Annotated in this window: 24 protein-coding genes; 3 read left to right on the top strand and 21 right to left on the bottom strand. The window is 38.5% G+C overall.

Translation table 11 applies throughout. The annotated features are described in order from the left end of the window. Positions 1-112: 112 nt before the first annotated feature. Both BJ095_RS04925 and BJ095_RS04920 read left to right on the top strand, forming a co-directional pair. The gene (locus tag BJ095_RS04925; protein WP_107932541.1) at positions 113-1,699 is read left to right on the top strand and encodes a hypothetical protein; all 1,587 of its coding nucleotides are present in this window, start codon (positions 113-115) and stop codon (positions 1,697-1,699) included. Further along, the gene (locus tag BJ095_RS04920; RefSeq protein WP_107932540.1) at positions 1,696-4,533 is read left to right on the top strand and encodes a DEAD/DEAH box helicase; all 2,838 of its coding nucleotides are present in this window, start codon (positions 1,696-1,698) and stop codon (positions 4,531-4,533) included. The genes BJ095_RS04925 and BJ095_RS04920 overlap by 4 nt, the downstream gene beginning before the upstream one ends. A gap of 498 nt (positions 4,534-5,031) precedes the next feature. Here the strand turns inward: BJ095_RS04920 and BJ095_RS04915 are convergent, their stop codons facing one another. Further along, the gene (locus BJ095_RS04915; RefSeq protein ID WP_107932538.1) at positions 5,032-5,442 is read right to left on the bottom strand and encodes a single-stranded DNA-binding protein; all 411 of its coding nucleotides are present in this window, start codon (positions 5,440-5,442) and stop codon (positions 5,032-5,034) included. 259 nt (positions 5,443-5,701) lie between these two features. On the opposite strand from BJ095_RS04915, the gene BJ095_RS04910 reads away from it, so the two are divergent. Further along, positions 5,702-6,127, top strand: coding sequence for a YwpF family protein (locus tag BJ095_RS04910; RefSeq protein WP_107932536.1), 426 nt, complete (start codon positions 5,702-5,704; stop codon positions 6,125-6,127). Positions 6,128-6,825: 698 nt separating this feature from the next. On the opposite strand, the gene BJ095_RS04905 is transcribed toward BJ095_RS04910, so the two are convergent. The 20 genes from BJ095_RS04905 to atpB form a co-directional block, all read right to left on the bottom strand. Further along, a complete protein-coding gene (locus BJ095_RS04905) occupies positions 6,826-7,212 on the bottom strand; it encodes a hypothetical protein (protein ID WP_107932535.1) in 387 nt (128 codons plus the stop codon). 144 nt (positions 7,213-7,356) lie between these two features. Next, positions 7,357-7,749: a hypothetical protein gene (locus BJ095_RS04900; protein WP_107932533.1), complete on the bottom strand. Its 393-nt coding sequence runs from the start codon at positions 7,747-7,749 to the stop codon at positions 7,357-7,359. Between the two features lie 182 nt (positions 7,750-7,931). Continuing rightward, a complete protein-coding gene (fabZ, locus tag BJ095_RS04895) occupies positions 7,932-8,369 on the bottom strand; it encodes a 3-hydroxyacyl-ACP dehydratase FabZ (RefSeq protein ID WP_107932531.1) in 438 nt (145 codons plus the stop codon). A gap of 130 nt (positions 8,370-8,499) precedes the next feature. Next, a complete protein-coding gene (locus BJ095_RS19215) occupies positions 8,500-8,598 on the bottom strand; it encodes a DNA-directed RNA polymerase subunit beta (protein WP_235867574.1) in 99 nt (32 codons plus the stop codon). Between the two features lie 221 nt (positions 8,599-8,819). Further along, on the bottom strand, positions 8,820-9,659 hold the full coding sequence (locus BJ095_RS04885) for a flagellar hook-basal body protein (RefSeq protein WP_107932528.1): 840 nt from the start codon (positions 9,657-9,659) through the stop codon (positions 8,820-8,822). 17 nt (positions 9,660-9,676) lie between these two features. Next, on the bottom strand, positions 9,677-10,513 hold the full coding sequence (locus tag BJ095_RS04880) for a flagellar hook-basal body protein (RefSeq protein WP_107932526.1): 837 nt from the start codon (positions 10,511-10,513) through the stop codon (positions 9,677-9,679). Positions 10,514-10,612: 99 nt separating this feature from the next. Beyond that, a complete protein-coding gene (gene mreB / locus BJ095_RS04875; RefSeq protein WP_107932524.1) occupies positions 10,613-11,611 on the bottom strand; it encodes a rod shape-determining protein in 999 nt (332 codons plus the stop codon). 236 nt (positions 11,612-11,847) lie between these two features. Beyond that, a complete protein-coding gene (locus tag BJ095_RS04870; RefSeq protein WP_107932522.1) occupies positions 11,848-12,102 on the bottom strand; it encodes a sporulation transcriptional regulator SpoIIID in 255 nt (84 codons plus the stop codon). 596 nt (positions 12,103-12,698) lie between these two features. After that, entirely contained in the window at positions 12,699-13,361 is a 663-nt protein-coding gene (locus BJ095_RS04865; protein ID WP_107932520.1) for a M23 family metallopeptidase, read from the bottom strand. A gap of 67 nt (positions 13,362-13,428) precedes the next feature. After that, positions 13,429-14,355 carry a stage II sporulation protein D gene (spoIID, locus tag BJ095_RS04860; RefSeq protein ID WP_235867573.1) on the bottom strand — a complete coding sequence of 309 codons (927 nt, stop codon included), beginning with the start codon at positions 14,353-14,355 and terminating at the stop codon, positions 13,429-13,431. 731 nt (positions 14,356-15,086) lie between these two features. Next, the gene (gene murA / locus BJ095_RS04855) at positions 15,087-16,406 is read right to left on the bottom strand and encodes a UDP-N-acetylglucosamine 1-carboxyvinyltransferase (RefSeq protein ID WP_107932516.1); all 1,320 of its coding nucleotides are present in this window, start codon (positions 16,404-16,406) and stop codon (positions 15,087-15,089) included. 700 nt (positions 16,407-17,106) lie between these two features. Further along, complete coding sequence (locus BJ095_RS04850) at positions 17,107-17,349, bottom strand: DUF1146 family protein (protein ID WP_107932514.1); 243 nt, start codon at positions 17,347-17,349, stop codon at positions 17,107-17,109. 119 nt (positions 17,350-17,468) lie between these two features. Next, a complete protein-coding gene (locus BJ095_RS04845; protein WP_107932512.1) occupies positions 17,469-17,876 on the bottom strand; it encodes a F0F1 ATP synthase subunit epsilon in 408 nt (135 codons plus the stop codon). Between the two features lie 24 nt (positions 17,877-17,900). Continuing rightward, positions 17,901-19,316 (bottom strand): F0F1 ATP synthase subunit beta, encoded by a 1,416-nt coding sequence (gene atpD / locus BJ095_RS04840; protein ID WP_107932510.1) that lies wholly within the window; start codon positions 19,314-19,316, stop codon positions 17,901-17,903. Positions 19,317-19,431: 115 nt separating this feature from the next. Continuing rightward, positions 19,432-20,295 (bottom strand): ATP synthase F1 subunit gamma, encoded by an 864-nt coding sequence (gene atpG, locus BJ095_RS04835; protein ID WP_107932508.1) that lies wholly within the window; start codon positions 20,293-20,295, stop codon positions 19,432-19,434. Between the two features lie 56 nt (positions 20,296-20,351). Then, the gene (atpA, locus tag BJ095_RS04830; protein ID WP_107932506.1) at positions 20,352-21,860 is read right to left on the bottom strand and encodes a F0F1 ATP synthase subunit alpha; all 1,509 of its coding nucleotides are present in this window, start codon (positions 21,858-21,860) and stop codon (positions 20,352-20,354) included. Positions 21,861-21,888: 28 nt separating this feature from the next. Then, entirely contained in the window at positions 21,889-22,422 is a 534-nt protein-coding gene (locus tag BJ095_RS04825) for a F0F1 ATP synthase subunit delta (RefSeq protein WP_107932504.1), read from the bottom strand. Then, positions 22,419-22,940, bottom strand: coding sequence for a F0F1 ATP synthase subunit B (atpF, locus tag BJ095_RS04820; protein ID WP_107932502.1), 522 nt, complete (start codon positions 22,938-22,940; stop codon positions 22,419-22,421). Before atpF ends, BJ095_RS04825 begins: the two co-directional genes overlap by 4 nt. Before the next feature lie 204 nt (positions 22,941-23,144). Next, the gene (gene atpE / locus BJ095_RS04815) at positions 23,145-23,357 is read right to left on the bottom strand and encodes a F0F1 ATP synthase subunit C (RefSeq protein ID WP_036200106.1); all 213 of its coding nucleotides are present in this window, start codon (positions 23,355-23,357) and stop codon (positions 23,145-23,147) included. A 74-nt stretch (positions 23,358-23,431) separates the two neighbouring features. Continuing rightward, positions 23,432-24,145: a F0F1 ATP synthase subunit A gene (gene atpB, locus BJ095_RS04810; protein ID WP_107932500.1), complete on the bottom strand. Its 714-nt coding sequence runs from the start codon at positions 24,143-24,145 to the stop codon at positions 23,432-23,434. Positions 24,146-24,159 lie beyond the last annotated feature (14 nt).

Here is a 24,159-nt window from a genome sequence, read left to right as displayed (position 1 = left end):
CATTTTAAAGTTATAATGGAAGGACAGACTTTTTTTAGTTAGAAATGAGAAAATTACTATGAGTAAAAGAAAAAGCACTGATCTTACATGTTTTTTTAAGGAGCGTATGACTATGGGGATATCGATTTCAGCACTTGCATGGGAACAAGCAGCATTCATTCGAAATCAACTAGAAAATATAGAGCAAGCATTACATCCTTCTGTCACTGAGGATGAAGAACTTATACGCCGCGCACTTTTTGCTATACGTAACAAATCGGTTAACCTAGAGCGCTATGTTCCTGCTACAACAACACTTTATGCATCGGTACAGGATGTTCGACTGACACATGTGACCGTTAACTTCCGAAATAGTGAAATAAATTGTGATTGTCCTCAAGAGCCATGGTGTCGCCATAAGGTTAGTGTTATCTTGGCTTTATTCCAATATATTGATTCTGTACAGGATTGGGCGGCAAAATGGCGTACGAAAAAAAGCTTGAATTTGCACATGCTTGCTTCCACACGCACTCCTGAAAATTGGCTTGCTATGGTAAACGAGGTAATGGCACATCTTGTTCCAGAGGGACGTTTAATCGAAAAACACCTTCTTGCTAGCACAGTAGATAACATACATGGCAAGCTCAGAAAACACCTCCCTTTTGAACGGGAATGGCAGCCTATCTATAATTTATTTATGGAAATCGCCATTTTAAATAAATTATGGCAAAATGTGAATTTTGAGCGAGGCGGAAATAGCTTTGGTACGGATTACTTTGAGTACTTTTTTGACCGTCGATTTGAAGTGATTCAAAATACCATTCATGAACTGTCTGGGAAATCCCGTCTTTTTGCAACAGATCCATTTTTTGATGCACTACAAGTTTTAGTACGAGAGTTTTTACTGGAAAAGGAACGTTATATCGGTCGAAGATTAAATATTTATTTATTATTCTGGGATACCGTTTTTATCGAAAAAAGACGGGCTGAAGAGGAATTAGCAATCCTGCAAGGCTATGAGCAGTCAGAGATTAGTGAGGATGTGCCACTCTCTACTGTCTTTAATCTTTTCCACATTTTGTTAAAGGATTTTGATTCCTTAAAACAAAATTTAGAAAACATTGCACCCGATCAAATGAATGTTTACTTTGGATTGGCTAAATTTGCCCATTCACGTAACGATGAAATTGCCACTGATGCGATTTTAAAAGCTATGCTACCGCTGTTAAATGAGTATATTAATGGATATTTGGTGCCATCTCAACGACAAATGTATGTGAGAAGGATACACCAGCTATATGATAATATTCCGCTTTCAGAGCATGAAGAAATGATGCTTTACTCAGCATTTGGAAGCTATGGTGTGCAGCCTTATTCTCATTACTTGCTGAAGGAAAAACGATACGGCGAATGGGTTGCTCTCCATCAATTATATCCTTCCTCTATTTCTTATCTAGAAACCTGTGGACTAAAGGAAGTAATTGAGGAGGCACCGGAAATGACATTGCCACTTTACCATTACTATGCACTTGAAGAAGTAAATCAAAAATCGAGAATGAATTATAAGCAGGCTGTGCGAATTTGGAAAATGATGAAGTCTGCCTCGAAAAAATGTGGAAAAACTAACTTTTGGGCTGATTATATTCAGACTGTACGTGAACAATATAAACGGCTACGTGCTCTACAAGAAGAATTAGAGAAAGGAAACCTACTGGTATGACAGAAATTCAACAAACACCTTTTACGAAAATAGTTCGATTATCCATAGAAGAACTGCAACCAGCTTTCTTTTCTGTAACAGCCTACACGGAAGATAACACACCTATGTCGCCTATTAATTGGACAAGGCAATTATTTTTCCGTTATGAACCGAGCTTCTTTGGTTTAACTGCCAATGTTAGTGACACAGATCTTCGTTTACCCACTGTGGAGCTAGTCGATTTGTTATCGCCTTCTTATAAGCATCCATTTATACAGCTAAAGGGCGCTGATGAGCATTCCGAAAAGCTCCTTTCATCCATGAAGGCGATACAGCTCCTTTGGAATAATAGTGCTTTATGGGAATACGTCGTTACGGAGGAAAAAGAAAATGGTGATTTCTCATTTTCCTTTCAGCTACCCGAGAGCTTTTTAGAGGATGAGTTTGTACAACAGTATACTCGTGAGAAAAATATTACATTGAACGAATTGGAATCACTCCTTAAATCGGCAGCTTATCAAAAATTAGCATTTGCAAGCTTGCATCCTAGAGATTTACGTGCTTTACTTCCATTCTTCAAAAATGGAGGTTGGCCGTTAAATAAAGATCGTAATATCGGAAACCTAAAAGTGGCCATCCGTTTAAGTGAACCAGATGAAGGATCGTCGGAATGGCTTTTAGAAACGGTGCTTAGCTCACCTAAAACAACTAAGCTTTGGACACCAGCGATTCGTAAAAGACATTTACCGGTTGAAAAGGCACTCCCTGAAAAATGGTTAGAATTTGCAGATGATATCGTTACCCAGCAAGCACAGATGCTCGAGCTGATGGATTTGCGTGCATATCATGTTTTCCCTGACAAGTTTATACATACCACAATAGAGGACGGGGATGTTCGTAAATTACTGAGAGATGACTTTGCTAAATTGAGTGCACTAGGCTTTGAGGTTGTTTTACCAGCATGGCTACGAGAGCTAAAGCAGACAAAGATGCGTGTCCGTGTAAGTGCAAGTAACCAATCTCAAAAATCGGTCGCTGGGTTAGATGATATTTTAGCATTCAAATGGCAGCTATCTGTCAATGGCGAAGAAATTAATGCCGAGGAATTCCGCAAAATTGTTGAGGAAAACCGAGAATTTGTTCGAATTGGCGATGAATGGTTCCGTATGGATGTTAATTGGATGAATGAGATTCGAGAGCTGATGGATAAGGCAGAGGAAGAAAACTGGACTGTTCGAGAGCTTTTATTCCGCGAATTACCGAATGAGTTGGCTGCTCCACTTGAAGAAGAGGATTCTGAAACGGATGATCCACTTTTTGCATTCGAAATGCAGCGTTCCCTACAGGATTATATTGAACAGCTCACAACTAAGAAGGGTCTTCCCCCTATTCCAAAGCCTACAGGATTGCAGGCAGAATTACGTCCTTATCAGCAGGAAGGCTTCGAATGGTTAACATTTATGCGTGAGCAAAAATTTGGTGCCGTATTAGCAGATGATATGGGACTAGGAAAAACTGTACAGTTAATCACTTATCTTTTATATACGAACGAGAATTTAGGCGAAACTGCGCCTACATTGATTATTTGCCCTACTTCTGTTTTAGGAAACTGGCAAAAAGAGCTGGTTCGATTTGCACCATCCTTAAAAGTGATGACTCATTACGGTTCAAATCGTATCAAGGACGATAGCTTTAAAAGCGTGATACAGAGTGAAAAACCAAACGTTGTACTGTCCTCCTACGGGACGATTTCTCAGGATATTGACTTCTTAGAGCACATAAATTGGGCGAGTGTAGCATTAGATGAAGCCCAAAATATTAAAAATATGCAAACCTTACAATCTCGAGCAATTCGTCGATTAAACGGAAAACATCATATCGCTTTAACTGGTACTCCTATTGAGAATCGACTTTCAGAGCTTTGGGCAATTTTTGACTTTATTCACAAAGGGTATTTAGGCAGCTTCGGTAAATTCCAGGAGCAATTTATAGTACCTATTGAGCGTGAGGAATCTGATCGTCATAAGGAAATCTTACGTACAAAGATTCGTCCATTCCTGATGCGTCGTACAAAAAATGATCCAGATTTAATGCTGAATCTTCCAGAAAAGCAGGAAACGAAAGAATTCTGTGCCTTAACAAGTGAACAGGCCGCGCTGTATGAAGGATATATTGAGGATACACTGGCACAGCTTGAGGTAATGACTGCTTTTGAGAAAAAGGGTCGTATTCTACAAATGCTGAGTAAGCTAAAGCAGTTATGTAATCATCCAGCTTTATATTTAAAAGAACCTTATGATGATGCAAAAACATTGTTAAATCGTTCTATTAAGCTAAAAAGAATTGTTGAGCTTGCAGCAGATATCGTGGACAACGGGGAGCAATGCTTAATCTTCACCCAGTATATTGGTATGGGTCAGCTATTACAGCATTGTTTTTCAGAGCTATACAATATCGATATTCCCTTCTTAACTGGTAGTATGCCAAAGCAGCAACGAGACAATTTGGTGGATAGCTTCCAGGCTGGCGAGTTCCCCATTTTCCTACTATCTTTAAAGGCTGGTGGGACAGGTCTAAACCTGACTGCAGCTAATCATGTATTGCATGCCGATCGCTGGTGGAATCCAGCAGTTGAAAATCAAGCAACAGACCGTGCCTACCGAATCGGACAAACACAATTTGTACAGGTTCATAAATTCATAACCATTGGGACGATCGAAGAAAAAATCGATAAAATGATTGAAATTAAATCGGCCCTATCTGAAGAATTGATTCAATCGAGCAATTGGTTAACTGAGCTTCAAGAGGATGAATTAATGGATTTACTAATGCTAGATACACATGGGATGAGATAATTATATGGTATAGAGTCGAGTATTGTAGTACTCGACTCTAATTTTGCCTCTCGTTATTCAATTTGCGTTTTATCCATATTCAATTGTTTGTTCTCTACTATGTAGAGTTTAGGACATTTTTTGTCACTACTGTGCGGTCAGCAGTAGTGATTTTTTATCACCTCCTTTCAAGCTATTTGTGAATCGAGGATGGATTTATGAATTGGCTTTTATTTGGAAGGGAGTTTTCTGATTTATAATTTCTATAGTTTAGGACACATATAAAAGAGAGATTTTTAGATTAAATTGAGATTAGGTATTAGTTGAGTCTTTGATTTTGTTGTTTTGATTCTAGGAGAGTTTTTAAATTACATTGTACAGGAGAGAAAATTTTATGTTGTTCTAAGGAGAGTTGGTTTTAGTTTTTAGTGAAAGTTAAAGGTTTTTGCGAAATCTTTTTGTTACCTCTACAACATTTCGAGTTCAGCTAGTTTTGGTCACTCCCAGACTGCCCAAGTCTTATGGAGTTGGAGTGTTGGCCACCTGTTCAGGAAGAACAAAATCCGATGACACATCTTGATTGTTTCTGGTAGCTCCACCCTTATTTTCGGGTGTCTTTAAGATTAAGAATCGGACATCATCTACAATGACTTCTGTTGTATAGATTTTTACATTTTCCTTATTTGTAAATGATCTAGTTTGTAAGCGACCGTTTATGCCTACCAATGACCCTTTTCCACAATAGTTGACAATTCGTTCTGCTAGCCTTCCCCATGCTACGCAGGCAACGAAATCGGCTTCCACATTTCCATGGTTGTTTCGGTAGTTTCGATTAATCGCTATAACAAAATTGGTTTGTACCCGATTCTCTGAAAATGTCTTGAGAAATGGGTCTTTTGTAAATCTCCCGACTAGTCCGACTTGGTTCATGCCGTTCACCTCCTTTCTTGTGAGTCCATCATAAACCGAGCTCACTAATTTCGGCAAATTCCGAAAATATAGGTTTTCCGTCGTTTTTGAGCTGAAAAATCATTTTTCGACATAGCGATAAATTTGTCGATTTTTGACAAGTCCATGCGGCTGTAAGAATATGGAGTTGAAGTGACACAAAATTGTAAGGGCCAAAATTTAATTTTCGCAGTTTTTCTATGTTATACTAAAATTATCTAAAAATATTGGGGGATTGCTGATGAAGACGTTTAAAATGCTTTCGTTTGACCTGATCAATGAAGACGGCGGGCAAAACATTCCCATTATCGACGGAATCGTAATCAATCAAGAAAACAGTCGCAAATCCTGGATTCTTGAATTATTCCTTTCCAAAGAACACAAAACAACCTTCGAAAACCTCAAGGCTTCCAATGAAGTCTTTGAAGTACATGTCATCATTTCTTTTCCAGATAACGAGCCTGCACCATTCAAGGTTTTGGTAAGTGACATCCGCGAAATCGGTGAAAAAATCACCGTTTTATTAAAAGGAACCATCAAAACTCGAAGAAGCAAGTATGCAGAGGCATTATTAAACTCACTATTAACTGAGGAATTATCAAGCGAAGAGCTTATGACCCGCTTCAAAAAGGGAATGCGCGAACGCCCACGCATAAAAGAATCTTAAACTGATTAGGTATGGATACACATGCCTAATCTTTTTTTATTTTGGTGTGGGAGTGGATTTATGGGATGGGAGTGTGGATAGTTAGATTGTATGTGCTTATCTAGGGTTGTGCTGTTATCTTCATTTGCGTGAGGTTTTGCCACATCTGTGTATGTGGTTACTTAGCTTTGTATAAACACTAACACAGTTATCTACATTTTTGATTGTTTAAGCATGTACATAATGATTTCTTCAGCTTTCGGGCGATGACCCGCTTTCTCTCTTCCCCTAAACGAATTTTTCTCCAGCTTTCGGGCGATGATCCGCTTTCTCTCTTCCCCTAAACGAATTTTTCTCCAGCTTTCGGGCGATGACCCGCTTTCTCTCTTCCCCTAAACTAACTTTCCACCAATTTTCGGGTAATGAGCCGTTCTCTCTCTTCCCCTAAACGAATTTTTCTCCAGCTTTCGGGCAATGAGCCGTTCTCTCTCTTCCCCTAAACGAATTTTTCTCCAGCTTTCGGGCAATGAGCCGCTTTCTCTTTTCCCCTAAACTAACTTTCCACCAATTTTGGGCGATGACCCGCTTTAACTTTCCCCGTACGGATACCCATTTTTCCTGCGATAACCAAATTTACTTAGTACACGTAAGATTTGCCACTAAAAAAATCGCCCCGTATTACTGGGGCGATCCATGGTAGCATCCAAAATCGGGATGTATTATTGATTTTCTGTATCGTTATCGACGCGTTCGTCGTTGTTATCAACATTCCCGTTTATATTTTGGCCGGCACCATCGCTGTTTGATTGACCATCTTCATCAACAGGATTGTCGTTATTATTAAGGGTACCTGTGTTACCATTTAGGTCATCTCCTAAATCAGTAGTGCCCGTGTTGTTATTCACTTCGTTATTTAGGTTACCTGAGGAATCATCACGTAGTAAATCCTCTGCACCCTCTTGGACATCGTTTACACCCTCATTGATATCCTGGCCGACATTTTCTCCAACATCTTGTACGTCGTTTACTGCTTCATCTGCTGTGTTATTACAGCCCACTAATAAAGCGGATCCAAGTACGAACGCAAAAACAGGTTTTTTCCACATAAAAAAAGCTCCCTCCTTTTCAAGTATACTTAACCACATAAGGAATGTGATTAATCTTAGATTACCCGAGAAGGAAGGAACTATCCTAAAAAAGAAGTAACGCATTTTAGCTCAATTTCTAAATCGTTACACAACGTGGAAAACTTAGTCTTCTTTTTTAAGCTGTTCTTTAAGTTGTTGTTCTACATATGCAGCCTCTGCTTTACATTCGTATGTAAAGTTTGTCCCAAGTGCTTTTTGCATTTTTTCAATTGAATCAATTTGCTTTTTCGTTGGTTTTTCACTTAAAATTTTGGCAATCACTTCGTCAATTCGCTGTGCCAGCTCTTCGTGAAATTCTGGGCTAAGTAATACATCTTGAGGAACCTTGTCATACCAAGCTGCATTTTCTGTAAAATACTTTTGCCAATTTGCTACAAATTCGTCCATCGAAAATTTGTCCTCATCCCAGCCGATGCTTGCCAAATATGATTCAAATGACGTTGAGATAGACCTAGTAATGCTTATCTTTACGCCTGAAGACAACTGTTTATACATTTATTTAAAAACCTCCTACAGTTCAAAAGCACAATCTTTGATGTTGCTCTAACCACCGTTCCATTCTACCTACTTAATTTTAATACTTTAGAAAGTGAAATGCAAAATACAATGTCCAAAAATACCTTATTTGTATTCTTTACCCAATTTCCTATTAAAATATGCACATAAAATGAAGAAGATTATTTAGGTTGAACTGGGCCGATTGCAAATAGGATGTCTGTTTCACATACAAGTTCACCATCAACTGTTGCTACTGCATGACCTTTTCCCATAGCTCCGCGTAGTTTTACAAATTCAACCTCTAATTTTAATTGGTCTCCTGGAACGACTTGACGTTTAAAGCGGCAATTATCGATTCCAGTTAAAAATGCTAGGCGCCCCTTGAATTCCTCTGATTTTAACAGAGCAACTCCACCTACTTGTGCTAATGCTTCCACAATCAAAACACCAGGCATAACTGGATATCCTGGAAAATGCCCGTTAAAAAAGTCTTCATTGATGGATACATTTTTAATACCTACTGCACGCTTCCCCTCTTCGATTTCTAAGATTCGATCCACTAATAAAAACGGATAGCGATGTGGTAAAATTTCTTGAATTTGTTCTGCTGTTAACATTTAAAAATCCCCCTTTAATCCCTTATGTATATTAAATTATAGCTTGAATAACGCATAAGCACAAAAAAGGAGAATAGAAAAAATACTACAAGCCAAATCTAAGAGCAATTCGTATTGTAGTTATTATTCTCTATTCTTGCCCATTTATAATATCTAACATGTGCTGCCAAGTTTCCTGTTTTAATACATCCAGTGGCTCACCACTACCAATTACGCCAAAGCCGACCATTAAACCTGCGGCTCCAGCAATAATTAGTAGGGCGATGACAAGAATGATTCTTAGCCAAATCGGAAAAAGTCGGAAGTTATACCAACGAATTGGCTTATCTATATGTTTGTCACTTCTTTTTTCTTTTTTTCTTTTTTAGGAACTTTCGGCTGGGTAGATTCACTCTTCAATTCGTTTGTCATGCTTGATCACCCTTACCCTTAAAAAATTTACACACTATGTTATCTAATTCCATTAATCAGACCTAACATCTGATCGGCGATGGAAATTGCACGGGAACTAAATTGATAGTTTCTTTGTGCAGTAATCAAATTTGTCATTTCAGTCGAAAGATTTACATTTGATAGCTCCAATGAGCCGCTTGTTATCCCTACTTCAGTACGAGCTGCACCTTGTAAATCTATATGAATATCTGCTTGATTATAGCCTAATTCGTTCAGGTTCGCTGGCAATCCGATGTAAGTATCCGAAATATGCTCCATTACTTGAGAGGTTTGGATTTCTGTAATCCCTAATTCAAAAGTTAATGAATCACCATCTGGATAGTTAACACCTAATGTGCCATCCTTAGATAAGCTAAAATTACTTACATTATCAGGGAAGTAAATCGCATCTCCATTGGAGTCAGCTACCGCGTAACCATCACCATTAACAAGCATAACTTGTCCATTATCAACAGGCGTTACATAGAAATCACCTTGTCGGGAATACACTGTTCTTTGCCCATTTTCGCCATCCGGCATTAGGATATTAAAATATTGTTTTTCTTTCGTGAAAGCTAAGTCTAAATCTCGATCAGTTGCTTGTAGACCACCTTGTCCAAAGTTCGTTTGAATTTGTCCAAGATGCGCACCAACACCATAGCGAATACCGACTGGTGAATTACGAACAGTTGGATCTAATTTGTCATTATTGAATTGTTGATATAGAAGTTCAGAAAAAGTGGCTTCTTTAGCTTTATAACCGGCTGTATTACTGTTTGCAATGTTATTACTGATTGTATCAATTTGACTTTGCAGCTGTCCTAAAGTGTTTGTTGCTGTAATCATTGTACGAAGCATGATTTATCCTCCCTATTCTATACTCTTCCAATTTCATTTACTGCTTTTTCCATGCTCTTGTCATAGGCCTGTAAAACTTTTTGGTTTGCTTCAAAGGCACGGTAAGCAGTTAATAGATCTGTCATCGATTGAGCTGAATCGACATTTGAGCCTTCAAGATAGCTCTGCTGCATGGAGAACGTTACGCCCTCTTGTGCAAAAGCAGTAGGCAGATTTTCGCCATCGACTGTACGATATAAACCATTGTCTTGTTTCATTAACGTGTTAGGATTTGCTGAAAACGATACGCCAAGTGATGCAGCAAGCTGATCATCTACAAAAATATTACCTTCTTCTGTAAGGTTGTACTGATCATTTGGAAGCTGGATTCGTTCACCCTCTGCAGAAAGTACATATAGTCCTTGTGCATTAACGAGGTAGCCTTGACCATCTAATGTAAAGTTCCCGTTACGTGTGTATGCTTCTCCACCCTCTGGATGCTCCAGACGGAAAAAGATAGAGCCCGCTTGACCTGATTCAGCATCAGTCGGCATTGTACCGTTGATTAAAGCAACATCTGTTTTTTGACTAGTTTCATATATTGAACCTTGGGTATAGTTAGCTAGAGTCTCTTGTAAGTACACACCTGTATTAACAGACCCGATTTGCTGAATATTAGCCATACTTAATTGTTTATCAGTTGGAAGATTTGTATTTCCTACTGCTGATAACAGCATATCTGGAAACGAACGAATTGTTGATTGATCCGACTTAAAACCAGGTGTATTGGCATTAGCCATATTGTTCGTAATTATTTCTGTTTTTCTTTGTTGAGACACCATTCCAGTTGCGACAGTATAAAATCCTTTAAACAATGTAATTCACCTCTAAATTTATTTTTGTATTAAGTCAGATGCTAAATCAACTTGCCCCATTTTTCTTTCCACACTAAAGCTTGTGATCAGTCATGGTTCTTAAATACGAGAACCTGGAGAGCGGTCGATGTTATCTAACATCAAGCCTGTACCAACAGCTACACAATCCATTGGGTTTTCGGCTACAAACACAGGAACCTTCAACTCTTGGATTAGCAATTGGTCCATCCCATGTAATAAAGCACCACCACCTGTGATACATACGCCACGGTCAATAATGTCCGCTGATAGCTCTGGCGGCGTTTTTTCAAGAACATTTTTCGCTGATTGCACGATTAATGAAACTGATTCATGTAAGGCTTTTTCGATCTCAGAGGAATGAATCTCAATCGTTCTTGGTAAACCAGTTACCATATCACGACCGCGAATTTCCATTGCTTCATCACGGCTACCTGGATAAACTGTACCGATTGTGATTTTAATGGACTCAGCCGTACGTTCACCGATTAATAATTTGTATTGTCTTTTTATGTATTGCAAAATATCGTTGTCAAAAACATCCCCAGCTACTTTGATTGACTCACTTGTTACGATATCGCCCATCGAAAGAACTGCAACATCAGTAGTACCACCACCGATATCAACGACCATGTTGCCGCTTGGCTGGAAGATATCCATACCAGCTCCGATTGCTGCTACTTTTGGTTCTTCCTCTAAATAAACTTTTTTGCCGCCAGATTTCTCGGCAGCTTCTCTAATTGCTTTTTGTTCAACACTTGTGATGTTTGTTGGACAGCAAATAAGAATACGTGGCTTGGAGAAGAATCCTTTCACGTCTAACTTATTTATAAAATATTTTAACATAGCTTCGGTCACATCGAAATCCGCAATTACACCATCTTTTAATGGGCGAATTGCCACAATATTCCCTGGCGTACGTCCTACCATTTGACGAGCCTCTTCACCAACAGCTAATACTTTTTTCGTATTCTTATCGATTGCAACAACTGATGGCTCATTTAAGACGATTCCTTTTCCTTTTACATAGATGAGTACATTTGCCGTTCCTAAATCAATCCCAATATCTTTAGAAAACATTTAATAATTTCTCCTTCCTGCCATTCCACCATAAAAAACACGTGCTTATTCCTATACTTTATCTAGATTATTTTAACATAATCACATTCCAATTACATCTTTATTTATCTTGGTTATATGTGGTTATATGTACCTGGTACATATTCAATTCTGAATATTCACGATTGTGTGTGTACCAGGTACACCATAGTAAAAAAGCACTTAGTTGACTTATGAAAGCCAAACTAAATGCTTTTTTAATCGTTTCGAGTCTGCCATTTCTTACGTGTTGCTTCGCCTCCTCGTAAATGACGAATTGATTTGTGATAGGCTAAGATTTCTTTCACTTCGTTTGCTAATTGTTCATTGACTAAGAATAATCGTTCAGTTAGGTCTTTATGCACAGTACTTTTCGAATAACCCGTCATTTTCGCGAGGACACGAACCGTTTCACCTGTTTCAATAAGCAGCTCTCCAAGCCGAACGCAGCGATGCCTAATGTGCTCGTGCACGTTCTCTTCCTTTCTATCGGATATAAGAATGTGCCGTTTTGCTAACGAGAGGTGTTTTTTTCGACGTGTTTATATTGCGAGTGTTTCATTGACGTTTGCAACTAGCGATTTAACGTTTATTCACAATATGAGGTTTTTTGAAATTTCAGAACTATTTTCGCAATAAAACTAATAGAAAAACACAATAACACTCACAAAAGGGCTTATTGTTGTCTTTTCTTGTGCTAGTTTACTTCAAAATTTATACTTTAATATCGGCGTAGAAAAACACAATTCAATTGAAAAATTGTGCAAGCTGAAACATTCTCCTATTTAGTACTAATGTTTTTCAATACACAAAACGCCCAATAATCTCATTCAGACGAGAAAAATCGTCTTGGAGAGTTTATTGGACGTTCATCATTGCTTGTACAATTTATTGATCTTTAACTGCAATACAAGAGCTTATTGCCTGAACCTTTGAGCAACAAGTCTTGCTTTTAGTTAGGAAAATAAGAGTGTTAACTCACTTCTTATCTAAGTCACGAGAAAATGGCAACAAAACAATTTTAGACCATGGCACTCTTCATTATTTAAAGTGCTTTAGGCTGTCTTCATTAGAAAGCTAGGAAACCTCTTGGGTTAACGTGTTCTCCGTCTTGCAATACTTCAAAGTGTAGGTGGATTCCAGCTGTTGGATTCCAATCGTTTTCGATTGTAGTTGCTAAAGGTTGACCTTGGTTTACTGTGTCACCTTGTTTTACTAGAATGTCTGTTACTGAGCTGTAACGAGTTTCCATACCGTTTGGATGGGAGATTACAATTTCATTTCCAGTAAATTCGTCAAGCTTCACTTCAGTAACCTCACCGCTCATTGCTGCTAGTACTTCAAATGGCTCGTTGTTTACTGACAAGGATACACCTGATGAAGTAGAGAAAGTTTGATTAAACACTAAAAGTGCTTTTTCTCTAGTCTCCGCATCAGCAGTAACATCGTAAAAGTCTTGTAAAACTTCTACATTGTCAAGTGCTTCTTCATTGAAAGGATATTTCAATGTTTCAGTACGTGCATTTGTCTTAATTACTGCAGATGGATCTTCAGAAGCTGGGTCATTTTGTACCACTTCTGATTCTTTCTCATCACCGATTAGCGCATTATAACTAAAAATTAGACCGATTAAAACTACAGCAACTGCTGCATAAATTGACGGCCAAAACCATGGCTTTTTTTGCCAACTGTTTTTATTAGGAGAGACCTTAATTTGTTTTTCTTCTCTCATGTTCATCACCTCTAATGGAAGTGTGAACAAAATTTTACATTTCTAATCACATTTTGGAAAAAAATCCTTATTTTTTACAATTTATTTTTTCGACACTTGTATTTTTATAGTAATGTTCAATAATTTTATGTGCGGTTAAGCCGTTATCAGCCAATGCATCAGCTCCATATTGGCTCATCCCAACTCCATGTCCATACCCTTCTGTCGTAATCACTACTTGTCCATCCTGAGCTTTTATTTGGAAATCAGTAGAACGTAAGTCTAAAAGAGTTCTAAAATCACGGCCTGTCCATTCGTGATCCTTCATAGTAACGGTTTCTACCCTCCCAGTATTATTTTTTTGCAAACGAATTTGACTGATATCTTCTATTGTAGATTGAATATTTAATTTGCTGTTCCATTCTTCAATTGTAAGTGAAGTAGTAGTTTCATAATTATCGGCATACTGAAAATCTGAGCTGGCTACAGACTGTAAATAAGGAAGATCTGTCCCGCTATAATTGGCAGAGCTCTCAGTCATCCCATTACTCATCGAGTGGAACATCGCCGTAATCAATTCACCATTGTACTCGATTACCTCACCACGTGTACTTTCAACAGCTTCTCGCACTTTCGCTTCATAATCTTCATATGAATCGTTCCAATTCTCTTTCCTCGAATCTTCATCATAAAAAACCTGTTTAGCAACTGTTGGCTCAATCGGGGTTTGTCCATAGTTTGTTGACTTCAACACATAGGTCCTTGCCGCAATGGCTTGCGCCTTCAACGCCTCCAAATTAAAACCAGCAGGCATCTCAGCCGCCACAACCCCTATGACATACTCTTCTAAATCAAGAGGAATGTCACTGCCACTTACCGTTATCGTCAGCGCACAGGCATTCTCAGCGGTTTTAGCCGTACTTTGTGGAGCCGCCTCCGATTTTGAGTCAGACTTTAAGAAAAGAAATGGAAAGAAAAAAAGTGCAATCACAAAGCCTATGACTGATACGACCATTATTGGGTTTCTATAATTTTTTATTTTTTTCATACATATTACTTATGATTGGAATGAAGAAAATATATCTGTTTGGCGAGGAAAATTTTATTTTTTGAATGAATGGGAGCGTGTTGAGAGTTAGGTTTTGTTTGAGATGCAGTAAATGCGGTAAAGGATGGGCAGTTGGTGATTTTGAGTGTGGTATAGTTACCGGCCGGGCATGTGAATAATGTATTTAATTGTAGGATAGTTTGGTTTGATGCTACCGTTTGAGCTATTAGCTACTTGGTATTGTAGGAAACATTGGCTTTATGCTACCGTGAAAGCTGATGAGCGTTCCAGATTGTCGCAATGTCTTGCTTTATTCTACCGTTCTGGCTCGTGCTCGCTCCCAATTGTCGCAATCATCAGTTTTATGCTACCTTTCTGGCTCTTGCTTGCTCCCGATTGTCGCAATCAACAGTTTTATTCTACCTTTTTGGCTCTTGCTCGCTCTCTATCGTCGCAATCAACAGCTTTATCCTACCATCCATGCTCTTGTTCTTGCTCTTGCCCTCCTGCTCTTATTCTTACCCTTACCCTTCCTCACGCTATTAAATGCTCGCTCTTCCCCTCCCCATCACAAAAAAACGACAAAATCCTATTAAAAGAATTTTGTCGTTAAAAATTGAATTTATTTGGTTCTAATTTTCAGTTCATCCACGTATGTTTGATTAAAATGAAAATGTGTTTTAGTTTTTAAGGATTGGTTAAATTTCTACAGCCTGTTCTTTTGATTGGACAGTTTGCTCTTCTTCTGATACTTCATCATTTACTCGTTCGATGATTGCACCTAGAGAGGCTAATTTTTTATGGAAATCAACGTATCCACGATCTAAGTGAGTCAGCTTCGTTACACGAGTTACCCCTTCAGAAACTAGACCAGCTAGGATTAAAGCTGCTGCTGCACGTAGGTCTGTTGCCGAAACTTCAGCACCTTGTAATTTCACAGGTCCTTCGATAAATACAGTACGTCCTTCGATTTTAGCCAAGGCATTCATACGGCGGAATTCTTCAACATGCATGAAACGATTTTCAAATACTGTTTCAGTAATGATACTTGTTCCTTCAGCAGTTAGAAGAAGCGCCATCATTTGTGCTTGCATATCAGTTGGGAATCCAGGATGAGGCATTGTTTTTAAATCAACCGCTTTTAATGGTTGATTTGCGCGCACTCTTAGCCCTTCGCCTTCTTCAAGTACTTCTACACCCATTTCACGTAGCTTGGCGATTAAAGCAGACATATGCTCTGGTACTGCATTTTCAATGAAGACATCACCACGAGTGATAGCTGCTGCAACCATGAAAGTACCTGCTTCAATGCGATCTGGAATAATGTGATGAGTTGTACCATGTAAATCTGCTACACCTTCAACACGGATTGTATCTGTTCCTGCACCGATTACACGGCCACCCATTCCATTAATAAAGTTAGCAAGGTCAACAATTTCAGGCTCTTTTGCAGCGTTCTCGATAATTGTAGTTCCTTTTGCTAACGCTGCTGCTGTCATAATATTTTCTGTAGCGCCTACGCTTGGGAAGTCTAAGTAGATCTCAGCACCCTTTAGACCATCTACAGTTTTTGCTTCTACATATCCATGACCGAAAGAAATTTTGGCACCCATTGCTTCAAAGCCTTTTAAATGCAATTCAATTGGACGTGATCCAATCGCACAGCCACCAGGTAACGCAACACGAGCATAGCCGTTACGCGCTAATAAAGATCCCATCACTAGAATAGAAGCGCGCATTTTACTTACATATTCAAATTGTGCTTCGCTCGATAATTGTTTTTCAGCATTTATGTGAATTTCGTTTTTTTCTACGTTGTATGCTACTTCCGCATTAAGGCTTTTTAAAACTTCATTTATTGTATTAACGTCCGCTAAATCGGGAACGTCTTTAATGATATTCATTCTTTTAGAAGCTAATAATGAAGCTGCTAGGATAGGTAATACGGCGTTTTTGGCTCCTTCAACTTTTACGATACCTCGTAACTTTTGGCCTCCCGTAACAATAATTTTCTCCACAATTCGTCCCTCCGAATTCAATTGTCCATAACTGTCGAACCTTGATGAATGGTTATAAATCAAATCGCCTTGGCGTAAATTTATTCGGAATTTATCTTAGTTCCCTCGATAATTTCCGCTAAAAATTTTCATGATCCGCCACAGACTTTAACCTCATTCAAGTTAATTTTAATTTTCTAAATTAAATCTTTACTATTTGAAATACTTATTTTGCCATTAGAGTAATACTGAATGAAGTTATTAATCACAAAAACTATCAATATAGTACTGCTAATTAAAGAGTATAACAAGCATCCAAATCACTATTTTACAGGAAATATCAATAATTTTCTACAGTTTATATTACGCTCGATTAAACATATTTGTGAATTTTATACATCCAATTATTGTGTAAAAAATTAACAGTGAATTATTGGATATATACCCAAAATGAAGGTAACAAAACAATTTACAACAATATTGCCGAGGAAATATTATAATACTTAGCTTTTCGCCAAGATTTGAATTATTAGACAAAAAATTGCAAAGCTACCGGTAGAAAACGCTCGAATTTTCGTATCCGTTTAAAAATCCCTTGAAACTAAGTATGTAGCAGGTAATAGAACTCTTATATATATTATGTAACGAAAAACGAAATGTCATTTGTCCTTACAGGATATATAAATTGCCCCATTTTAGTAATATTGCCATTTCACTAGTATTAAGAGAAAATATATGGTAATTGTCTGGACCAATTCGAAAAATCAATTAGGAAATTGGATACTGAAGAACCAATAGCAATACTTAATAATATGTAAATTAACTGAATTTGAAAAACCTTTCCTTTCTTAAACAACTGCTCCGCTCTGAATGCTTGAAGCGCATAGAAAGTGATGGCAATAAAAAAGATATGGGAAACTAATCCTATGATGGCTTGGAAACCTAAAGTTTGATAAACCTCCATTTAATATCCTCCTTTAAACATAATTAAAAAACACAACTCACCAAAAAAGGCTGAGTTGATGTTTATATTCTTATTCAGTAAAAAAGCGGACAGTTGCCCGTCCGCTTTTATTAGTTGAATTAGTTATTACCCTCATGAACGCTGATACGATTAATCGCACGTTGTAAAGCTAGCTCAGCGCGTTTGAAATCGATGTCATCCTGTTTCTTTTGAAGACGTTGTTCTGCACGTGCAAGTGATTCTTTAGCACGGTTAACATCAATATTAGCTGCTAGCTCTGCAGAAGGAGCTAATATTGAAATTTGGTCAGGACGCACTTCTATGAAACCACCACTAACGGCTACAAGTTCTTGTGAACCGTCTTCTTTTTTAAGTGTTACAGTACCGATAGCAAGTGGAGCTACTGTAGGAATATGACCTGGAAGAACCCCAATTTCACCTGAAACTGTTTTAGCGATAACCATTGCGACTTCTGAATCGTATACTGGGCCGTCGGGAGTGACAATATTGACTTTAACTGTCTTCATATTTTTGCTCCTTTCGTCCGCAGATTATACCTCTACGCCCATGCTTTTCGCTTTTTCTACTACCTCTTCAATGCTACCAACTAAACGGAAAGCATCTTCTGGTAAGTGATCGTATTTACCTTCAAGGATTTCCTTGAATGAACGAACAGTATCTTTTACGTGTACAAAAGAACCTTTTTGACCAGTAAATTGCTCCGCAACGTGGAAGTTTTGAGATAAGAAGAATTGAATACGGCGAGCACGTTCAACTGTTTGCTTATCTTCGTCAGATAACTCATCCATACCTAAGATGGCGATGATATCTTGTAATTCGTTATAACGTTGTAACGTCATTTGAACGCCACGAGCAACAGCATAGTGTTCTTCACCTACTACTTCAGGTGATAAAGCACGAGATGTTGAAGCTAATGGATCCACCGCAGGGTAGATACCCATCTCAGATAATTTACGCTCTAAGTTAGTTGTTGCATCTAAGTGAGCGAAAGTTGTAGCTGGGGCTGGGTCAGTATAGTCATCGGCAGGTACATAGATCGCTTGGATCGATGTAACAGAACCTTTGTTAGTTGAAGTAATACGTTCTTGTAAGTTACCCATTTCAGTAGCAAGTGTTGGTTGGTAACCTACCGCAGAAGGCATACGACCTAATAGGGCAGAAACTTCAGAACCTGCTTGAGTGAAACGGAAGATGTTGTCGATGAATAAAAGAACGTCTTGTCCTTGCTCATCACGGAAGAATTCAGCCATTGTAAGACCAGTTAATGCTACACGCATACGTGCACCAGGTGGCTCATTCATTTGACCAAATACCATTGATGTTTTGCTAATAACGCCAGAGTCACTCATCTCGTGGAATAAGTCGTTCCCTTCACGAGTACGCTCACCTACACCAGCGAATACAGAGATACCACCGTGACCTTGTGCGATGTTGTTGATAAGTTCTTGAATTAATACAGTTTTACCTACACCGGCACCACCGAATAAACCGATTTTACCACCTTTGATGTAAGGTGCTAATAAGTCTACTACTTTGATACCTGTTTCAAGGATTTGTACTTCTGTAGATAATTCATCAAATTTTGGAGCTTCGCGGTGAATTGAATCACGACGAGCTTCTGCTCCGATTTCTTCTCCTAAGTCGATAACTTCACCTAGTACGTTGAATACACGTCCTAAAGTTACATCACCAACTGGTACAGAGATTGCTTTTCCTAAATCTGTTACTTCTGCTCCACGTTGTAACCCGTCAGTAGATGACATGGCAATAGTACGAACAGAATCGTCACCTAGGTGAAGAGCAACTTCAAGAGTTAAAGTTTCACTTTCGCCGTTTCGACGATCAATCTTAACAGTTAAGGCGTTATAGATTGCTGGTAATTGACCGTTGCTGAATTTTACGTCAACAACCGGACCCATTACTTGAATAACGTGTCCTAAGTTCATTCTTGTGTACCTCCTATCGAGTTGGGTGTCCGAGCGGTCCGAATTGACTAACTATGTAGGGCAATTGAATTTCCCGCTTTTCTTCCTTTTATAAACGCACGCTGGAAAGTGCAGCCTATTCTAAGGCTGCAGCTCCACCAACGATTTCTGTAATTTCTTGTGTAATCGCCGCTTGACGCGCACGGTTATATACAAGTGATAAATCTCTAACAATGTCGTTAGCATTATCAGTTGCTGTTTTCATCGCTGTCATACGAGCAGCATGTTCACTAGCTTTACCATCTAATAAAGCACCATAAATTAAGCTTTCAGCGTATTGTGGAAGTAATACTTCTAGAATTGCATCTCCTGATGGTTCGAATTCATATGAAGCCGATACGCCTTCGCTTGCTGGAGCTAAATCAGTGATAGGTAATACCTTTTTCTCAGTAACTTCTTGTGAAATAACACTGACAAAGTGGTTATAGTACATATAAAGTTCATCATATGTACCATCAGCGAACATACCAACAGCTTTACGAGCGATTTGTTTCACGTCTGAGAATGTAGGTTGGTCTGGTAAACCAACAACACTATCTAATACGTTGAATTCACGTTTTACAAAATAGTCACGAGCAACACGTCCGACTGCAAAAATCACGTATTCATCTTGTGATTTATGACGTTCTTTTAACGTGCGTTCTAGTTGACGTAAGATACTTGAGTTATAAGCCCCTGCAAGACCACGGTCAGAACCAATTACAAGATAAGCTGTTTTCTTAACTGGACGAGACACTAGCATTGGATGCGATGCATCAGTTGCACCTGAAGCGATTGCAGCAACCACGTCTTGTACTTTTTCCATATAAGGAACATATTTCTTTGCATTTGACTCTGCACGTTTACTCTTAGAAGCCGAAACCATTTGCATGGCTTTCGTCATTTGACTCGTTTTCTTTGTTGAAGTAATACGAGTTTTTATTTCACGTAAATTTGCCACTGGTATTTCACCACCTTTTAGTTTTTAATCACAAAACACATTGAACTTGTTTAAACTTATTCTGATTTAGCAAAAGTCTTTTTGAATTCGTTAAGAGCAGCTGCCATTTCAGCATCAGATGCAAGTTCTTTTGTAGTGCGAATATGATCTAAAACGTTTGTGTGGTTTACATCTAACCAGCTGTATAATTCAGCTTCGAAACGTACGATATCTTGTACAGGAATATCATCTAAGAAACCACGAGTTAATGCATAAAGAATTGTTACTTGCTTTTCAACTTTGATTGGTTTGTTAAGGTCTTGTTTAAGAACTTCAACCGTACGTTTACCACGCTCAAGTTTAGCAAGTGTTGCTTTATCTAAATCAGAACCAAATTGTGCGAATGATTCAAGCTCACGGAATGCAGCTAAGTCAAGACGTAGCGTACCAGCAACTTTTTTCATCGCTTTAATTTGAGCAGATCCACCTACACGTGATACAGAAAGACCGGCGTTGATCGCTGGACGTACACCTGAGTGGAAAAGATCAGCTTGTAAGAAAATTTGTCCATCAGTGATTGAGATAACGTTAGTTGGGATGTATGCAGAGATATCCCCAGCTTGAGTCTCAACGAATGGAAGTGCTGTAATCGAACCATTTTGATATGTTTCGTTTAACTTAGCAGCACGCTCTAATAAACGACTGTGTAAGTAGAATACGTCACCTGGGTAAGCTTCGCGACCTGGAGGACGACGTAATAATAATGAAAGCTCACGGTAAGCTGCAGCTTGTTTAGATAAATCATCATATACGATTAATACGTGTTTACCTTGTAACATGAACTCTTCAGCCATAGATACACCAGCATAAGGTGCTAAGTATAATAATGGAGCTGGTTGAGAAGCAGATGCAGTTACAACGATTGTGTAGTCTAAAGCACCGTTTTTACGAAGTGTTTCAACAACACCACGTACTGTAGATTCTTTTTGACCAATCGCAACATAGATACAGATCATATCTTGGTCTGCTTGGTTAAGAATTGTGTCAATTGCAATTGAAGTTTTACCAATTTGACGGTCACCGATGATTAACTCACGTTGACCACGACCGATTGGTACAAGAGCGTCAATCGCTTTGATACCTGTTTGTAATGGTTCGTGTACAGATTTACGAGCCATTACACCGAAAGCTGGGCTTTCGATTGGACGAGTTTTAGTTGTATTGATTGGGCCTTGTCCATCCACTGGTTGACCAAGTGGGTTTACAACGCGACCAATTAGTTCTTCACCAACTGGTACTTCCATAATACGGCCAGTTCGACGTACTTCATCGCCTTCTTTAATGCCTAGGTAGTTACCTAAGATAACGATACCAACGTTACCTTCTTCAAGGTTTTGAGCCATACCCATAACACCGTTAGAGAACTCTAATAATTCTCCGGCCATGCAGTTGTCGAGGCCATGAGCACGAGCAATACCGTCACCAACTGTGATTACAGTACCAACTTCGCTTACTTCTAGATCAGATTGATAATTTTCAATCTGCTTTTTTATCAGCACGCTGATTTCTTCAGCCTTGATGCCCATGAATGTCACCTCTCACATTTCTTTATAATTAACCAACTAACGTACGTTTAAGATTATCTAGCTTACTAGCTACTGTGTTATCAAAAATGTAGTTACCGATTTGAACACGAACGCCACCAAGAATTGATGGTTCGATTATGTTTGTAATAGTAAGTTTTTCTTTACCAACTAATTTACCGAAAGAAGAAGAAATCTCATCTTTTTCTGAATCAGTAAGTGCGCGAGTAGAGTAAACTGTTGCTTCAGCAGAACCTTGTGCTTCTGCTGCAAGCGTTTTAAAGCTTTTTGCTAAGTTTCCGATTTCGTTAACACGCTTTTTATCAATAAGAAGCTCAAGCGTATTTACTACCATTGGATTTGCTGTAGCAAAAACTTCAGATACAATTTGTTTTTTACGTTCGATTGAGAATTTTGGTGTAGCAAGTAGTGAAACTAACTCAGGAGTTGTTTCAATTACTTTCACTAATTCTTCTAAATCTACATTTACTTCTGCAACAGCTTGTTTTTCTAAAGCAAGCTGAAACAAAGCTTGTGCATAACGATTAGCTATTGTCGAACTCATTTCGCCTCGCCTGCCTTCGCAATCGTTTCTTTAATTAATGCGCTATTGTCCTCTTCAGAAATTTCTTTCCCAAGAACTTTAGATGCAGCAAGAACTGATAATGAAACGACTTCATCACGAACCGCAGCGATTGCTTTTTCTTTCTCAGTTTCGATTTCACGAACAGCTGAGTCTTTTAAGCGATTAGCTTCAGTACGAGCCGCAGTGATGATTTCATCACGTTGAACTTCGCCTTGTTTTTTAGCACTTTCAATAATTGCTTGTGCTTCCGTGCGAGCTTCTTTTAAAAGAGCTTTTTGCTCTTCTAAAGATTTAGCAGATTCGATGCGAGCGTTTTCAGCTGCTTCGATTTCTCCTGCTACTAACTCTTCACGTTGTTGCATAATGCCCATTAATGGACCCCAAGCGAATTTTTTTAGAAGTAACATTAAAACTAGGAAGATAATAAGTGTAGCTAAAACGTCACCACCATTAAAGGCATGACCGCCAGCACCTAGTACTAGGTAATCCAAATTCACGATTGTTTCACTCCCTTCAAGAGCTATCAAAAATTATATAGTTCCGTATAAGTTCGTCTATCTAGACCGTTCGAAACATTTCATAAAATCTATGTTTTGTACTTCTTTACATTCAATTTAAAAAAGACTTACATTTTAAACAAAAGGAATGGCGAAGTTTCTTCTTGTGGAATCATCTTCGCCACATGTGTTTTGAACCAATGATTATCGGTTCATTACGATGAATGCTACTACTACTGCGATGATCGGTAGGGCCTCAACTAATGCTACCCCGATGAACATTGTAGTTTGAAGAACGCCACGTGCCTCTGGTTGGCGAGCGATACCTTCTACTGTACGTGAAACGATAAGACCGTTACCAATACCTGCACCAAGTGCACCTAAACCGATTGCGATTGCTGCTGCTAATAAACCCATTGAATATTTCCTCCTTGGAATTGTATATTATTTTTTGTTTTAAGCGTCTAATGTTTTACACTAAAAGCTTTATATTAATGGTCTGCACTCACTTTGTGAGATAAGTAAACCATTGTTAACATTGTGAAGATGAAGGCTTGGATAAAGCCAATGAAGATAGAGAATCCTATCCATGCTAATCCTGGGATTAAACCACCGAAGAATCCTAAAATACTTGTTCCGGCAATACCTGCTATTAAAGTAAGTAAAATCTCACCGGCGTAGATGTTACCGTAAAGACGAAGACCTAACGTTAATGTGTTAGCAAACTCCTCGATAATCTTTAGCGGCAGTAAAAATGACATTGGTTGGACGAATGTCCCGAAGTAATGCTTTGTACCACGCATTTTAATACCATAGTAAGTAGCTAATACCGTAACCATTGATGCTAGCGTTAGTGTAACTGTTGGGTCAGCTGTTGGCGACTTCCACCACAGGTCTCCATGAATTACAATACCGCCAAGTGGTAGACCAAGCAAGTTTGCTACGGCGATAAACATAATAAGTGTGATACCTAAAATGTGGAATCGACCACCTGTTTTCCAATCCATGTTGTTTTTGATGATTCCTTTAACGAAATCCATCACCCACTCCATGAAGTTTTGCATACCAGTTGGTTTAAGTTTTAAATTGCGTGTAGCAACAAACGCGATTAAAAATACGATAATTGCTGTAACTAAAAGTGTTAAGACTGTGGCTAAGTTGAAAGTTAAAAAGCCTATCGTTAGTTCTGGAGCTCCATGATCCATTCTTGCATTCACCT

This window comes from Ureibacillus chungkukjangi (assembly GCF_003217295.1).
GTDB lineage: Bacteria > Bacillota > Bacilli > Bacillales_A > Planococcaceae > Ureibacillus > Ureibacillus chungkukjangi.
Note: the sequence above shows the minus strand (reverse complement) of the source record. Positions and strands in the feature narration are given on the sequence as shown.